Source organism: Sandaracinus amylolyticus (assembly GCF_000737325.1).
Taxonomy (GTDB): domain Bacteria; phylum Myxococcota_A; class Polyangia; order Polyangiales; family Sandaracinaceae; genus Sandaracinus; species Sandaracinus amylolyticus.
Genome location: NZ_CP011125.1, coordinates 5230002 through 5245103, shown reverse-complemented (window position 1 = coordinate 5245103; position 15102 = coordinate 5230002). Strand labels below are relative to the sequence as shown.

Here is a 15102-nt window from a genome sequence, read left to right as displayed (position 1 = left end):
TTCTAGCAACCGACGATGGGCGCTCCAAGGTCCTTTTCGCGCAGAACCCAGGGCCTGCGAGCGACGCGATGCGTCACGCGACGTCGTCGCTCGAGAGCCACGCGTGCTCGGGGAGCGCATCGAATGCAGCGCGCCAGTGCGGATCGTCGATGCGCGCGGCGCGCGTCGCGAGGCGCGCGCGTGCTTCGGTGAGCGCGGCGCGCGCAGCGTCGTGATCTCCGCGGGCGACGAGCGCTGTGATGCGCGCGCGAGCGATGACGCCGTGCGCGATCTCCGGTGCGCCGGTGAGCGCGAGCGATCGCCACGCATCGTCGGCGAGGTTGCACGCGGCGTCGACGTCGCCGCACGCGAGCGCCGCGCTCGACGCGGTCGCGGCCGCGTACGCGCGCGTCGTGGGCGGGATGGGCGCGGCGAGCGCTTCGTCGGCGAGGCGGCGTGCTCGCTGCGCGTCGCCCTCCGCGAGCGCGACCGTCGCGAGCAGGTTGCGCGCGAAGCCCTGATTCACTCCGTCGCCCGCGGCATCGGCGCGCACGATGCAGCCCTCGAGCTCCGCGCGCGCTTCGGCGAGGCGCCCGCGACGCGCGAGCGCGAGCCCGAGCACGCCGCGCGCGTACGCGACGAGGAAGCCCGCGCCGTGCGTCTCGCCGGCGTCGACCGCGAGCCGCGCGGCATCGAGCGCTTCGTCGACGAGGCCGAGGCCGAGGCTCGAGTACGCGACGTCGATCCGCGCGAGCCCGAGCGCGCCCGCATCACCGGCGCGCTCGGCGTGGCGCGCGGCGCGCTCGGCATGGGCGCGCGCGGCCGCGGGATCGCCGTCGCCGAAGCGCGCGCGATAGACGCGCACGAGCTCGATCCACGCGAGCGTGCCCGGGTCGCGCTCGGGGTCGTCGATCCGCGCGAGCCGCGCGAGGATGGGATCGGCGATCGCGATCTGCCCCGCGCGATAGAGCACGATCGCCGCGATCGCGTGGGCGCGCACCTGCACCGAGCGCGCGTCGTCGGGGAGCTCGGCCGTGATGATCTGTCCGATGATCTCGGCCGCTCGCGCGATCGGGAGCGCGCTGCCCGCGAAGAGCAGCGCGGACGCCGCGCGGCTCCACAGCGGGCTCCCCGGCGGTGCTCCGCTCATGACCGCGCGCGCCGCGTCGTGAAGCTCGGCGAAGCGCCCGCTCCACGCGAGCGCCTCCACCTCGATCATCGCGATCGAGCCGACGCGCTCGGCGGCACCGAGCGCGAGGGCGCGACGTGCGTGCTCGACCGCGCCTTCGAAGTCGCCGCCCTCGAGCGCCTGCTCGCCCGCGCGCTCGAGCCACACGATCGCGAGCGTCGGCTCGCTGCCGCGCTGCAGGTGCTCCGCGAGCAGCGTCGCATCGTGCGCGCCGCTGCGCTCGAGCCACGCGGCCGCGAGGCGATGACCGAGGCTGCGATCCTCGTCGGTGAGCATGTCGTACGCGGCCTCGCGCACGAGCTCGTGGCGGAACGAGAGCTCGCGATCGCGCGCGAAGCCGGTGCCGCGCTGCTCGAGGACCTCGTGCTCGACGAGCTCGCGGAGCGCGTCGTCGATCGGATCCGTGGTCCCGAGGAGCGCGATCACGCCGGCGAGCGGCGCGTCCCTCCCGAACACGCTCGCCGCGCGCGCGAGGCGGCGCGCCGGGCCCGAGAGCGACTCGAGGCGGACCTGGAGCATCGCGAGCACCGACTCGGGCAGCGCGTCCTCACCCGGCTGCTGCGCCACGCGCCGCAGGATCTCCTCGAGGAAGAGCGCGTTGCCCGCGCAGCGCTCGACGACGCGCGCGACCAGCGCCGCGGGCGCGTCGTCGCCGAGCACGCTGCGCGCGAGGCGCTCGCACGTGCGACGCCCGAGCTCACCGAGGCGCAGCTGCGACGCGCCGCGCTCCGCCCAGAGCGCGGGGAACTGCTCGTGCACCTCGGGGCGCGCGAGGCCGAGCACGAGCACCGGGCGCTCCGCGAGCGCGCGCAGCGCGCCGTCGAGCAGGCGAATCGAGGGCAGATCGGCCCAGTGCAGATCCTCGAGCACGAGCATCAGCGGGCCGCGATCGCACGACGCGGCGAGCAGGTCCTGGAACGCGCGGCGGAGCTGATCGCCCATGCGCATCGGGTCCTGTCGCGCCGCGGCGAGGAGCGCGTCTCCGGCGTCGTCCGGGATCCGCGCGCCGACGAGCTCCGCGAGGAACGTCGCGGTGCGCGCGCGATCGGGCTCGGGCATCGCGCGCGCCGCCCATTCGGCGATTCGCTCGCGCTGCGCGGTCACGTCCTGCGCGGCGTCGATGCCGAGCACGCGTCGCGCGATGCGCGCCGCGAGCTGCCACGCCGATCGCCGGCCCACGCTGTCGGCGCGCGCGGGCACCACCGCGACGTCGCCGCGCGCCTCGACGCGCATCACGAGCTCCGCCGCGAGCCGCGACTTGCCCACGCCCGGCGGGCCGGTGACGAGCACCACGCGCGCGACGCGCGCCTCGATGCACTCGTCGAGCGTCGCGTCGATCATCGCGAGCTCGCGCTCGCGACCCGCGAACGGCAGGCGCGTGCCGAGCGCGCGCCCTTCGTCGGGACGCGCGACGTCGCGCATCGCGCGGAGCTCGAGCCCCGCCTCGTGCTTCGCGACCTCGAAGCGCGCATCGAGCAAGCCCGCGGTGGCGTCGTCGATCGCGACCGTCGCGCCGCGGGTGTCGCGCAGCAGAGCCTCGGCGCGATCGCGCGCCTCGCCGAGGAGCGTCGACGCCGCGAACACCGCGCGGCCCGTCGCGATCGCGATCGGCGACTCGGGGAGCACGGCTTGGAGCACGAGCGCGCATCGCGCCGCGCGCGCCGCGAGATCGGTCGCGGTGCTGGTCCCGCGCAGCGTGACGAGCACGTGATCGGACAGCCACTCGGGCTCGACCCCGAGCGGACGCAGCGCGGCGACGACGGCGCGGCGCGACGCGGCGCGCGTGATCGATGCCAGCACCACGGAGACGAGCCGCTGCTCGTCCTCGCCGAGCACCGCCGTCGCGAGCGGCAGCTCGTGACGCGGCAGCGCGGGCTCGAGCGCGTCGAGCGCGGCGGCGACCTCGCGCGCGTCGAGCGGACGGCGCGCGGGATCACGATCGAGCATGCGCGCGACGAGCGCGAGCAACGGTCCCGGGAGCCCCGGTCGGACACGGTCGAGCGGCTCGTAGCGGCCCGCCGCGAGATCGACGAGGACGTTCACGATCGCGTCGCCCGGGAACGCGGGGCGATGCGCGAGACAGCGATAGAGCACGCAGCCCAGCGCGAACACGTCGGCTCGCGCGTCGATCACGAGCTCGCCGCGCGCCTGCTCGGGCGCCATGTACCCCGGCGTCCCGATCAGCGCGCCGGTGGCGGTGACGCGATCGCCGAGCCCGTGCCGCGCGATGCCGAAGTCGAGCAGCTTCGGCCCGTGCTCCGTGAGCATCACGTTCCCGGGCTTCACGTCGCGGTGCACGATGCCGCGCGCGTGCGCGACACCGAGCGCGTGCGCGATCGCGGCGACGAGGCGCACCGACTCGATCACGGTGAGCTCGCGCTGCGCGAGCCGCGCCTGGAGCGTCTCGCCTTCGACCCACTCCATCGCGAGCCACGCGTCGCCGCGCTCGGTCGTCCCGTGCGCGACGTATCCGACGATCCCGGGATGCGTGATGCCCGCGAGCAACACGTGCTCGCGCACGAAGCGATCACGATCGGCATTCGTCGTGACCGCGATCAGCTTCAGCGCGACGTCGCGACCGGTGACGCGATCCCGCGCGCGCCACACCTCCGACATCGCGGTCGACGTCACGTGCTGTCGCAGCTCGAAGCGTTCGTGCTCTTCCCGTGCGACCACCGTGCCGTCCGCGGCTCGAAACGCGCGAATATACCAGAGCCGACGGAGCGCGCGCCTTCGACGCGATGGCCCCGATCGCGCGCGCCCGGGCGCGCTGACCCGACCTCGTCGGACGGGCGGGACGGACGTTGGCCAGCTGCGTGCGTCGCTGGTACACCGACGCGCGAGGGCGTTTGCGACGGCTCGGCATCGATCCCGGCACGCGGCGCGTCGGCGTCGCGGTCGCCGACGACGAAGGGATGCTCGCGTCCCCGCGCGACACGATCGAGCACGTGTCGGACGAGGCGACCGCGCGCGCGATCGCGAAGATCGCCGAGGAGGAGGACGCGGGCGAGATCGTCGTCGGCCTGCCGCTCGGGCTCGACGGTCGCGAAGGGCCGTCGTCACGCCACGCGCGATCGCTGGCACGCGCGATCGCGAAGGCGAGCGGTCGTCGCGTGGTGCTCTGGGACGAGCGCATGACGTCGCAGGCTGCGCATCGCGCGCTCGCGGCCGGTGGCGCGTCGAGCCGTGATCGGCGCGGCAAGGTCGATCGCATCGCCGCCGCGCTGTTGCTCGAGTCGTACCTCGAGGCCCAGCGCGCGAAGGCGGCGCGCGAGGCACGCGCACGTCGCGAGGACGACGAGGATCCGTGAGCGCGCGCCGAGCCGCAGGACGAGGCCCGCGGCGCGGGTCGCGGGCAGGGCGCTCCTCGGAGCCGCGTGCGCTGCGCGTCGCGTCCTTCGCGTTGCTCGCGCTCGTCGGCGTCGCGGTCGCGGCGATCGCGGCGATCCTGATCGTCTATCCGAAGCAGCGCGCCTCGGGCACGGGTCGCGCGACCGAGATCACGATCGCCTCCGGCGAGCGCTTCGGCGATCTCAACGCGCGGCTCGCGAGCGCGGGTGTCGTCGAGCGCCCGTGGCTCTTCGCGATCTACGCGCGCCTCGTCGGCGCGGACGAGCACCTCCGCGTGGGCACGGTCGTGCTCACCGACGACATGAGCCCGCGCGAGGTCGTCCAGCGCATCGCGCACGGGTTCGGCACCGCGTCCGTCGAGGTGCTCGTCCCCGAGGGCTTCCATCGCTACGACCTCGCGGCGCGGCTCGATCGCTGGGGCGTGTGCTCCCGCGACGCGTTCCTCGAGGCGACCGAGGATCGCGCGCTCCTCGACGAGCTCGAGATCCCGGGCCCGACCGCCGAGGGGTACCTCTTCCCCGACACCTACGAGCTCTCCGAGGGCATGGCCGCGCACGACGTCGTGCGTCGCATGGTGACCAACCATCGGCGTCGCACCACGCCGGTCCTGCGCGAGCTCGCGTCGGGGCTCGCCGAGCTCGAGCGCGATCTCCGCTGGAGCGCGCACGAGGCGATCGTCCTCGCGTCGATCGTCGAGCGCGAAGCGGTCGCGCGCGAGGAGCAGCCGATCATCGCGGGCGTGTTCCTCAATCGCCTGCGCGATCCCACGTTCGTGCCGCATCGGCTCGACGCCGATCCCACCGTCTCGTACGGCTGTCTGGCGTTCCCCGATCTCGCGCCTTCGTGCGCGGGGTTCCGCGGTCGCATCAGCCGCGCGATGACCCACGATCCCGCGAACCCGTACAACACGTATCGCCGCGAGCAGCTCCCGCCCGGGCCGATCAGCAACCCCGGGCTCGACGCGCTGCGCGCGGTGCTCGCGCCTGCGCGCCACGACTACCTGTTCTTCGTCGCGCGCGGCCGAGGTCGGCACGCGTTCAGCCGCACGCTCGGCGAGCACAGCCGCACGACCGCGCGCGTGCGCGACGCACAGGGCGAGTGATCGTGCACCGCAAGGGCACGCAGCTCGATCTCTTCGGGGCCGAGACGCCGCCGCCTGCGCCCGCTCCGCGCCCGATCGCGCCGCCGCGTCCTCGTCGCGGCGAGCTCGATCCGATCCCCGCGCCCGATCCGACGCTCGTGTCGATCGCGTCGCGCCTTCCGCGCCACGTGCGGCTCGGCACCTCGAGCTGGACCTTCCCGGGATGGGCCGGGCACGTCTATCGGCGTCGTTATCCGAACGAGCGCGTGTTCACGCAGCGCTCGCTCGAGGAGTACGCGCGCTTCCCGCTCTTCCGCACCGTCGGCATCGATCGCAGCTTCTGGGCGCCGATCCCCGAGCACGAGCTCGAGTCCTACGCGGCGCAGCTCCCGGATGGCTTCCGCTGCGCGATGAAGGTCTGGGAGGAGATCACGACGGTCTCGTATCCCTCGCACCCGCGCTACGGCGCGCGCGCCGGGCAGCTCAACCCGCACTTCCTCGATGCGCGCGTGTTCCGCGAGCTGATCGCGGAGCCGGTCGCGCGCGCGTTCGGACGTCACCTCGGCGCGTTCGTCCTCGAGATCCCGCCGCCGCCGAAGCTCCCGCACCGACCGACGTTCGAGCGCCAGCTCGCGCGCTTCTTCGAAGAGGTGCCGCGGCAGTTCCACTACGCGGTCGAGCTGCGCGACAAGCGCCTCCTCACGCGACGGCACGTCGAGCTGCTGCGCGCTCACGGCGCGAGCCACGTGTGGAACCACTGGTCGCGCATGCCGCCGATCTCGGTGCAGCGCGACATCGCGGGCGCGCCGCTCGGTCCGATCGCGATCGCGCGGCTCATGCTCCCGCAGGGCGCGCGCTACGAGGAGCAGAAGGCCGCGATGGAGCCCTTCGACACGCTCGTCGCGCCCGATCCCGAGATGCGCGACGACGTGATCCGTCTCGCGCGCGAGTGCGAGGACGCGGGCGCCGAGCTCTACGTGATCGTCAACAACAAGGTCGAGGGCAGCTCACCGTGGACGGTGCGCGCGCTCGCGGAGAGATTGGCTCGATGAGCGGATCGGATCGCAACCTGACGTGGCACGCGGGCGAGGTGAGCGCGTCGGATCGTGCGCGCGCGCTGGGGCACGGCGCGGCGACGGTGTGGCTCACCGGGCTCTCGGGCTCCGGCAAGAGCACGCTGTGCCGCCGCGTGGAGCGCACGCTCGTGGAGCGCGGCGTCGGCGCGTACGTGCTCGACGGCGACAACGTGCGCATGGGGCTCAACGCGGACCTCGGCTTCGGCGCGAAGGATCGCGAGGAGAACATCCGGCGCATCGGCGAGGTCGCGAAGCTGATGACCGACGCGGGCCTCGTCGTGCTCACCGCGTTCATCTCGCCGTTCCGCGCGGACCGCGCGCGCGTGCGCTCGATCGTGCCCGCGGGGCAGTTCCTCGAGGTCCACGTCGCGACGTCGATCGACGAGTGCGAGCGGCGCGATCCCAAGGGCCTCTACGCGAAGGCGCGCCGTGGCGAGATCCGCGACTTCACCGGGATCGACTCGCCGTACGAGCCGCCCGACGCGCCCGAGCTCGTGGTGGGCCACGACGGAGTGAGCGCGGACGTGAACGCGGCGCGCATCGTCGAGATGCTCGAGATCCGCGGGATCGTCCCGCGGTGACGCGCGCCGCGCTCGGTGCTCACGCCTGCGGCGGATCGACCCACTGCACGAGCTGCAGGATCACGCCGTTCGGATCCTGGACCTGGAAGTACCGCTCGCCCCACGCCTCGGTCTCGATCGGCGTGACGATCGGGGCGCCCTCCGCGCGCAGCCGCGCGTACTCGCGATCGACGTCGTCGACGACGAATGCGACGAGCAGTCCGTCGGCGCGCCGGCCCTTCATCGACTCGGGCTTGAACGAAGCGAGCCCGGTCCGGAGGAAGATCAGGTTGAACCCCGCATCGCGCCGCGAGAGCGACACGAAGCCGTCCGCCGCCATGTCCTCGGTGAACCCGAAGTGCTTCTTCACGAACTCCGCCGACGCGAGGACGTCGTCGACGTTGAGCGAGACCGCCGAGCGAGTGATCTGCATGCCGTCTACCTCCGTACGCCGTACGCTATACGGTGTACGGAGATGTTCGGCAAGGGCGCGAGGAGGGGGCTGATGGCGCGCGAGCGCACCGGTGCGGGCGATCCTGCGCGCACGCTCGAGCTGCTCTGGCGCGCTGCGCGCGAGCCCGACGCCCCGCAGCGCGGGCCGCGTCCGACGCTGTCGATCGACGCCGTGATCGACGCGGCGATCGAGCTCGCCGACGCCGAAGGGATCGACGCGCTCAGCATGCGCGCGCTCGCCCAGCGCTTCGGCGTCGCGCCGATGGCGCTCTACACGTACGTGCCCGGCAAGGCGGAGCTGCTCGATCTGATGGTCGACCACGCGTACCGCCGGATGGCGCGCAGCACGCCGCGCGAGGCCTCGTGGCGCGCGCGGATCGCGGCGGTCGCGGACGACAACCTCGCGCTGCATCGACGGCATCCGTGGCTCGCGCGCATCGCGACCCATCGGCCGCCGCTCGGGCCCGGGGTGATGGCGAAGTACGATCACGAGCTGCGCGCGCTCGAGGGCACCGGGCTCGACGACGTGGAGATGGACGCGGCGCTGACGTTCGTGCTCGGTTTCGTCGCGTCGTGCGCGAGCGCGGCGGCCGACGAGCGCGCGGCGGAGCGTGAGAGCGCGATGGCCGACGAGACGTGGTGGGCGGCGCACGCGCCGCTCCTGGCGCGCGTGCTCGACGCGACGAAGTTCCCGGTCGCGGCGCGCGTCGGCGCGGCAGCCGGCGAGGCACACGGCGCGGCGTACTCGCCCGATCACGCGTACGCGTTCGGGCTCGAGCGCGTGCTCGACGGGCTCGAGGCGCTGATCACACGGCGCGCGTCGGGGACGTCGGCGACGCCGAAGCGCTCGAAGCGCCGTCGCACCTGACGAGTCACACGCGGCGCGATCGAGACGGCGCGGCGCGTGTCGTGCGATCCTCCTCGTCACGCGAGAGGGGGTGGGGATGCGCGACGGACGGGCGATCGGGATCGCGACCTGGCTGGTGATGTGCGCGTGGACGGCGGGCTGCGACGGCGGCGGGAGCCTCACGCTGGACGAGTACGGCGCGGAGTCGGCCGAAGCGACCTGCGCGACGATCGAGCGCTGCTACGGACCGGATCTCGTCGAGGCGCTCGCAGGGCCCGACTGCGTGGGCAGCGCGCGGCGCACGCTCGAGCAAGCGTCGCTCCCGCAGATCGAAGCGGCGATCGCGGCGGGCACGGTGCAGTACGACGGCGCGGCGGCGCGCGAGTGCGTCGACGCGGTCGCGGACGCGTCGTGCGCGGCGATCGATCGCGCGTCGCTCCCGGCATGCGACGACGCGTTCGTCGGCACGGTCGCGGCCGGCGGCGCGTGCGCGCTGAACGAAGAGTGCGCCGGAGACGCGTTCTGCCGCATCGAGCTGATGTGCCCGGGCACGTGTCAGGCGCGCGTCCCGAGCGGCAGCGCGTGCGAGGGCGACGACGACTGCCAGGCCGCGCTGCGCTGCCTCGGGGGCACGTGTCGCGCGCCGGCGGGCGACGGCGCTGCGTGCGGTGGCGGCACCGGGATCCAGTGCGCGGCCGGCCTCGTGTGCCTCGGCCAACAGGATCCCAGCGCGACGATGCCCGACGGGGTGACCGGGCTCTGCCGCTCGTTGCCCGCGACCCAGACCGCGGCGATCGGGACGGCGTGCAATCCCGACGACGGTCCGCTCTGCGTGAGCGGCGCGTCGTGCGCGCTCATCGGCGTGACCGGCGGGACCACGCCGGTGTTCGAGTGCGTCGCCGCGTCGAGCTCGGGCGGCGCGTGCAACCTCGGGTTCCCCGATCCGTGCCCGTTCGATCACGTCTGCGAGGGCGTCACGCTCGCGACCGGCGACTTCGAAGGGACGTGCGTCGCGCTGCCGGGGCCGGGCGACGCGTGTCCGGGCGGCCGCTGCGCGCGTGACGCGTGGTGCTCGAGCGGGACGTGCCGCGCGGTGCAGAGCGTGGGCTCGGCGTGCGGCAGCGACGCGGACTGCTTCTCGGGGTTCTGCGACGGCGGGACGTGCGCCGAAGGCGTGCTCTGCACGGAGCGCTGACGTCGAGACTGGCACTCTCGAGGTCGAGAGAGTGCCAGTCTCCATTCTCTCAGCGCAGGACGCCGTCGGGGATCTCGCCCGACTTCTCGGCGACCTCGGGGTCCTTCCACGTGCCCATCAGACGATCCCAGAACGTGAAGAACTGCCCGTAATTGTAGTCGTAGTACCAGTGGTGCAGCGTGTGGTGGCCCGTGTAGTTGATCCACTTGAACCGCACGAACGAGACGCGGTCGTGGATCATCACCGACCACACCGACACGAAGCTCACCATCACCAGGTAGATCGGCCCGTAGAGCGGGAAGATGAAGCCGAAGAGGTGATGCGGGAGCGCCTGCAGGAACGAGTCGAGCGGGTGGAACGCCATGCTCACCCACGACGTCGTGACGCGCCACTCGTGGTGGTACTTGTGGAGCCAGTGATAGCCCCTGTCCGTGTGCAGCCAGCGATGTGCCCAGTAGATGCACGTCTCGGTGAACACGAGATAGAGGAAGAAGCTCGCGATGAGCCAGCCCCAGCCGTACTCGCCGATGTCCCAGTAGATCTGGCTGTGCCCGCTCGCGATGAGGATGTGGAACGGCATCATCAGCACGACGTTGCCGATCGTGCCGATCACGCCCCACTTCTGCGCGTTGCGATTGGCCTGCTGGTCCGGGAGGTACGTCGGGTGGAAGCGCTCTTTGCCCCAGACGAAGAAGATCAGATAGCTGAGGCCGGACAGCGTGAAATAGAGCGTGAGACCCGCGACAGTCAGGAAGACGAACTGGTTCAGCGGAGTCTCTGGGATGCCGAGCAGACGCAGGATCATGGCGGCCGAGACTACGACCGAGCGGGGGGATCGGTCGAGCCGCGTCGGGCCTGCGCCGTGAGAGAGCAGGGTGCGCCGTATCGATGCTCCAGGATGGCGCGGCGCGCGCGGATCATCGTTGTTTCGTCAACGGATCGCGCGCGGCACGCGCATCGCAATCGACGCTTCACGAGGCGTGACCGAGCCCTCGGGAAGGCGGCGGAGATGGGCATCGACATCCGGTTCTGGGGCGTGCGCGGGAGCATCGCGTCGCCGGGCCCGCGCACCGCGGGCGTGGGCGGCAACACGAGCTGCGTCGAGGTGCGATGCGGTGATCGCGTGCTCGTGCTCGACGTCGGCACGGGCGCGCGCGCGCTCGGGGAGCGGCTCGCGCGCGAGGGCGTCGAGGACGTGCAGGTGCTGCTCTCGCACCTGCACTGGGATCACATCCAGGGGCTGCCGTTCTTCGCGCCGGCGTGGATCCCGGGGCGGCGGGTGACGGTGCGCGGCGCGCCTTCGACGTCGACGCCGGGGCTCTCGCTCGAGGGCTCGATCGCCGCGCAGATGATGCCGCCGCACTTCCCGGTGCGGCTCGAGGACATGCGCGCCACGATCGGGTTCGAGGAGATCGCGATCGGACGCGACCTCGCGCTCGACGACGTGAGCGTGCGCGCCGCGCGCCTCGCGCACCCGGGCGGCGTGCTCGGATGGCGCATCGAGCACGCGGGGCGCAGCGTGGTGTACGCGACCGACACCGAGCACGTCGCGGGCGGCGAGCCCGACGCCACGCTCGTCGAGCTCGCGCGCGATGCCGACGTGCTCATCTACGACGCGATGGACACCGACGCGGAGCACGCGGCGCGCGTCGGGTGGGGCCACTCGACGTGGCGCGCGGGCGTGGCGGTGGCGGACGCGGCGCGGGTCGGGCAGCTCGTGCTCTTCCATCACGATCCGCAGCGCGACGACGAGGCGGTCGAGGCGATCGAGCGCGCTGCGGCGGAGCGGCGCCACGGCACGATCGCGGCGCGTGAAGGCATGGTGATCGGGCTCGGAGGGAGGCGCGAAGCGAGGGCGGCGTGAGCGCGTACGACGAGCGCGCGTCGTATGATCCGCGCTCGATGACCCGGCTGTCGCTCCTCGTCGAGCTCGCGTCCACCCTCGCGCGCGAGATCGATCTCGACGCGTGGCTCGCGAGCGCGGCGCACGCCCTCGCGTCGGCGATGAGCGCGGAGCGCGCGTCGATCTGGCTCGTCGACGCGGAGGAGGGCGACCTCGTGACGCGCGTCGCGGTGCTGCCCGAGGTGCCCGCGCTGCGACAGCGCATCGGCGCGGGCGTGGTCGGCACCGTCGCGCGCAGCGCCGAGGTGCTGCGCATCGACGACGCGTCGCGCGATCCGCGCTTCGATCCCAGCGCCGATCGCGTGACCGGGTTCACCACGCGATCGATCCTCGCCGCGCCGATCCGCGAGGACGCGAGCGCGCCGGTGCGCGGCGTGGTGCAGGTGCTGAACGCGAGCGCCGGGTCGTTCGACGCGGAGGACGCGGCGTACCTCGAGGTGCTCGGTCGCGAGCTCGGTCGCGCGCTCGCGATGACGACGCTGCGGCCCGACGACGCGAGCGGGCCCGGGCTCGTGCTGCGCGGTCCGTTCAACCGCATCGTCGGCCGCGGCGCCGCGATGGAGGCGGTCTACGAGCGCGTCGGGCTCGCGGCGCAGACCGACGCGACGGTGCTGCTGCGCGGCGAGACGGGGACCGGCAAGACGCTGCTCGCGCGCGCGATCCACGTGAACTCGCCGCGGCGCGACGGGCCGTTCGTGACGGTCGACTGCACGACGCTGCCGCCACAGCTCGTCGAGAGCGAGCTCTTCGGGCACGAGCGCGGCGCGTTCACCGGCGCCGATCGACGGGTGCGCGGACGCGTCGAGATGGCGAGCGGAGGCACGCTGTTCCTCGACGAGATCGGCGATCTTCCGCCGGAAATTCAAGGAAAACTGCTGCGTTTCGTGCAGGATCGCGTGTTCGAGCGCGTCGGTGGGCGCGAGACGCTGCGCGCGGACGTGCGCTTGCTCTGCGCGACGCATCACGACCTCGAGCGCGCGGTCGACGAAGGGCGCTTCCGGCGCGACCTCTACTATCGGATCCGCGTGCTCGAGATCGAGGTGCCGCGCCTCGCGTCGCGCGGGCCCGACGAGATCGAGCGGCTCGCGCGGCACTTCGCGGATCTGTACGCGAAGCGGCACGGACGTCCGGAGCCGCGCTTCGAGGAGGACGCGATCGACGTGCTGCGCGCGCACGCGTGGCCCGGCAACGTGCGCGAGCTCGAGCACTGGATCGAGAGCGCGCTCGTCCTCGCGCCCGACGGAGTGATCCGGCGATCGCGCTTCCCCGCGCAGCGTGGCGGCGCGGAGCCGAAGCGCGAGGCGCGCGACGCCGTCGTGCTCGCGCCGAACCAGAAGCTCGACGACGCGATGCGCGAGTACGTGCGCGCGACCGTGCAGGCGCTCGGCGGAAACCGCAGCGAGGCCGCGCGCCGGCTCGGTGTGTCGAGGAACACGATCGCACGCGCGATGCGCGGCTGAGCGCTCAATCCTCGGGGAATGCGGCGCGGCACGCGGCGAGGCGCGCTTCGTCGATCGGTGCCTCGGCGAGCTGGGGCGGCGTCTCGAACGCGGCGTTCGAGAAGTCGAACATGTCGAGCAGCGGCCACGCGTTCGCGTCGCGCGCGCTCATCGCGGGCAGCAGGTAGCGCGCCTGCAGCAGGCGCACGACGCTCGAGAGATCGGTGACGCGATCGGACACGTGCGCGGGGCGCGAGTAGGGGCTCACGACCACGAGCGGCACGCGGAACCCGAGGCGATCGAAGCCGCCGGGCTGATGCGAAGGACCGAGCGCGGGCGCGTGATCACCGGGCGGGCACGCCTCGGGCGGAGGCACGTGATCGTAGAAGCCGCCCCACTCGTCGTAGGTGAGGATGATCGCGGACTCGCGCCAGATCGGGCTCGCCATGATCGCGGTGACGATCTCGCGGATCCACGCCTGACCGTTCTGCACGTCGGCGTGCGGGTGCTCGTCGTGCGCGTCGATGCCCTGCGCGAAGTCCCACGAGGGATCGATGTACGTGACCTCGGCGACGTCGCCGCTCGCGAGATCGGCTGCGAAGTGGTCGTACGAGCGGATGCGCGCGCGCTGCGCCGGCGCGAGCGCCCAGTGCGGATAGGCGCCGTACACGAAGGGCACGGTCTCGTAGTAGATGCGCCACGACACACCGGCGCGATCGAGCTGCTGGTAGATGATGTGATCGCCTTCGGCGGGCAGGTTCTCGCGCGGGACCGGATCGTTCGAGACGAGGCCGAACGACGTGCCGCTCAGGTAGTACTCGCGGTTGACCCACGTCGGCCCGAGCATCGAGCAGTGGTGGTGATCGCTCATCGCGAACGTGCCGTAGAGGTCCCAGTAGAACGGCAGATCGGAGCCGTCGTACCAGCCCATCGCGCGGCGCCCGTCGGGATCGTTCTGGCGCACGAAGCCGTCGTTCGCGCCGCCGTTCCACTGCGTGTGACCGGCGTTCCAGCTGTGGCCGGTGTCGACGGTGCAGTACTCGGTCTGGTGGAACGTGGAGACGGGCGTGCCGCTCGTGTCGGGGTTCGTCGCGCCTTCCGCGGGGAGACCTTCGACGCCGGGCATCGTGCCGAAGTAGTGATCGAACGAGCGGTTCTCCTGCATCAGCAGGAACCAGTGGCGGATCGGGATGTCGCCGCCGATCGGGTGCTCTGCGCCGATCGTCTCCCACGGCATCGCGCCGCGCGCGAACGCGCAGGATGCGCGCCCTGCGGCGGCCTCGCTCTCGGGGATGCGCTCGTAGGGACCGGCGTCGTAGGGCGGGCGGTACGCGTCGACGCCGGCGTCGATCGGCGCAGCGGCGTCGTCGTCGCCGCACGCGAAGAGGAGCGCTGGAACGAGAAGGAGCGTCGTGCGTCGCATGGTGGCCTCGTCGTCGGATCAGAAGGCGCGGAGATCGAGCTCGTCGCCGAGCACGAAGTCGTTCGCGTCGGCGGTCGAGTGGCAGTGGTTGCAGCTCAGCAGCGCGCCGCCTTGCGGCGCGGTGTAGCCGTCGCCCATCGGCGGGCTCTCGCCGCGCCACGAGATCGTGGGCACGCGGACGCCGTCGTCGCCGAGGTCGAGGTGGAGCTCGAAGAACTCCCAGCCGCGCGCACCCGTCGGGTTGTACGCGGCGCCGCGCTTCACCATCGCGTGCGCTTCCCAGCGCGCGTCGTCGCCGCCGCGCGTGACGCGGACGATCATCGTGCCGACCGGGAACGCGCGCGCGCCCTGCGGCGGTCGTGCGCTCAGGTAGACGGTGCTGACGCCGCCGGGGTGGATCGGCGGCACCGAGTCGGGACCGCGATCGAACGCGAGCCAGCGATCGAAGTGCGCGAAGTCGGCGTCGGCGGCGACGTGCTCGCGTGGGGCCTCGGACGCGCGCGTGCCGCACGCGACGAGCGCGAGCGCGAACAACGCGGTGCCGGGGCGAGCCATCCGCCGCGATGATGCGTCAGATCGCTGACCCGTTGGTCACGGTTGTGCGAC

13 protein-coding genes are annotated in these 15102 nt (G+C 72.9%); 8 read left to right on the top strand and 5 right to left on the bottom strand.

Features of this window, described 5'->3' with window-relative positions; translation table 11 throughout:
* Positions 1-73: 73 nt before the first annotated feature.
* Positions 74-3799, bottom strand: a complete 3726-nt coding sequence (locus tag DB32_RS22255) for a serine/threonine-protein kinase (protein WP_157069282.1) — start codon at positions 3797-3799, stop codon at positions 74-76.
* A gap of 185 nt (positions 3800-3984) precedes the next feature.
* Between DB32_RS22255 and ruvX the strand changes: the two genes are divergently transcribed.
* The 4 genes from ruvX to cysC all read left to right on the top strand — a co-directional run bounded on the left by ruvX (position 3985) and on the right by cysC (position 7257).
* A complete protein-coding gene (gene ruvX / locus DB32_RS22250) occupies positions 3985-4479 on the top strand; it encodes a Holliday junction resolvase RuvX (RefSeq protein ID WP_169791513.1) in 495 nt (164 codons plus the stop codon).
* Positions 4480-4571: 92 nt separating this feature from the next.
* Positions 4572-5621 (top strand): endolytic transglycosylase MltG, encoded by a 1050-nt coding sequence (gene mltG, locus DB32_RS22245; protein WP_053234659.1) that lies wholly within the window; start codon positions 4572-4574, stop codon positions 5619-5621.
* Positions 5618-6652: a DUF72 domain-containing protein gene (locus DB32_RS22240; RefSeq protein ID WP_053234658.1), complete on the top strand. Its 1035-nt coding sequence runs from the start codon at positions 5618-5620 to the stop codon at positions 6650-6652. Before mltG ends, DB32_RS22240 begins: the two co-directional genes overlap by 4 nt.
* Positions 6649-7257, top strand: a complete 609-nt coding sequence (cysC, locus tag DB32_RS22235; RefSeq protein ID WP_053234657.1) for an adenylyl-sulfate kinase — start codon at positions 6649-6651, stop codon at positions 7255-7257. The genes DB32_RS22240 and cysC overlap by 4 nt, the downstream gene beginning before the upstream one ends.
* Positions 7258-7276: 19 nt before the next feature.
* On the opposite strand, the gene DB32_RS22230 is transcribed toward cysC, so the two are convergent.
* Positions 7277-7669 carry a VOC family protein gene (locus DB32_RS22230; protein WP_053234656.1) on the bottom strand — a complete coding sequence of 131 codons (393 nt, stop codon included), beginning with the start codon at positions 7667-7669 and terminating at the stop codon, positions 7277-7279.
* A gap of 72 nt (positions 7670-7741) precedes the next feature.
* Between DB32_RS22230 and DB32_RS22225 the strand changes: the two genes are divergently transcribed.
* Complete coding sequence (locus DB32_RS22225; RefSeq protein ID WP_053234655.1) at positions 7742-8557, top strand: TetR/AcrR family transcriptional regulator; 816 nt, start codon at positions 7742-7744, stop codon at positions 8555-8557.
* A 76-nt stretch (positions 8558-8633) separates the two neighbouring features.
* Positions 8634-9731, top strand: coding sequence for a hypothetical protein (locus DB32_RS22220; protein ID WP_053234654.1), 1098 nt, complete (start codon positions 8634-8636; stop codon positions 9729-9731).
* A 49-nt stretch (positions 9732-9780) separates the two neighbouring features.
* Here the strand turns inward: DB32_RS22220 and DB32_RS22215 are convergent, their stop codons facing one another.
* The gene (locus DB32_RS22215) at positions 9781-10536 is read right to left on the bottom strand and encodes a sterol desaturase family protein (protein ID WP_053234653.1); all 756 of its coding nucleotides are present in this window, start codon (positions 10534-10536) and stop codon (positions 9781-9783) included.
* Positions 10537-10740: 204 nt separating this feature from the next.
* Between DB32_RS22215 and DB32_RS22210 the strand changes: the two genes are divergently transcribed.
* Together DB32_RS22210 and DB32_RS22205 are read left to right on the top strand one after the other, a co-directional pair.
* Positions 10741-11595 carry an MBL fold metallo-hydrolase gene (locus DB32_RS22210; protein ID WP_053234652.1) on the top strand — a complete coding sequence of 285 codons (855 nt, stop codon included), beginning with the start codon at positions 10741-10743 and terminating at the stop codon, positions 11593-11595.
* 38 nt (positions 11596-11633) lie between these two features.
* On the top strand, positions 11634-13094 hold the full coding sequence (locus DB32_RS22205; protein ID WP_053238906.1) for a sigma-54-dependent Fis family transcriptional regulator: 1461 nt from the start codon (positions 11634-11636) through the stop codon (positions 13092-13094).
* Positions 13095-13098: 4 nt separating this feature from the next.
* Here DB32_RS22205 and DB32_RS22200 read toward each other — a convergent pair whose 3' ends face one another.
* Positions 13099-14496 carry a phospholipase C gene (locus DB32_RS22200; RefSeq protein ID WP_053234651.1) on the bottom strand — a complete coding sequence of 466 codons (1398 nt, stop codon included), beginning with the start codon at positions 14494-14496 and terminating at the stop codon, positions 13099-13101.
* Positions 14497-14514: 18 nt separating this feature from the next.
* Entirely contained in the window at positions 14515-15051 is a 537-nt protein-coding gene (locus DB32_RS22195) for a hypothetical protein (RefSeq protein WP_053234650.1), read from the bottom strand.
* Between the last annotated feature and the right edge of the window lie 51 nt (positions 15052-15102).

Excerpts from the sequence above, each read along its gene's own strand:
- cysC (WP_053234657.1), top strand. The coding sequence starts at position 6,649 with ATGAGCGGATCGGATCGCAACCTGACGTGGCACGCGGGCGAGGTGAGC.
- DB32_RS22230 (WP_053234656.1), bottom strand. The coding sequence starts at position 7,669 with ATGCAGATCACTCGCTCGGCGGTCTCGCTCAACGTCGACGACGTCCTC.
- DB32_RS22225 (WP_053234655.1), top strand. The coding sequence starts at position 7,742 with ATGGCGCGCGAGCGCACCGGTGCGGGCGATCCTGCGCGCACGCTCGAG.
- DB32_RS22220 (WP_053234654.1), top strand. The coding sequence starts at position 8,634 with ATGCGCGACGGACGGGCGATCGGGATCGCGACCTGGCTGGTGATGTGC.
- DB32_RS22215 (WP_053234653.1), bottom strand. The coding sequence starts at position 10,536 with ATGATCCTGCGTCTGCTCGGCATCCCAGAGACTCCGCTGAACCAGTTC.
- DB32_RS22210 (WP_053234652.1), top strand. The coding sequence starts at position 10,741 with ATGGGCATCGACATCCGGTTCTGGGGCGTGCGCGGGAGCATCGCGTCG.
- DB32_RS22205 (WP_053238906.1), top strand. The coding sequence starts at position 11,634 with ATGACCCGGCTGTCGCTCCTCGTCGAGCTCGCGTCCACCCTCGCGCGC.
- DB32_RS22200 (WP_053234651.1), bottom strand. The coding sequence starts at position 14,496 with ATGCGACGCACGACGCTCCTTCTCGTTCCAGCGCTCCTCTTCGCGTGC.
- DB32_RS22195 (WP_053234650.1), bottom strand. The coding sequence starts at position 15,051 with ATGGCTCGCCCCGGCACCGCGTTGTTCGCGCTCGCGCTCGTCGCGTGC.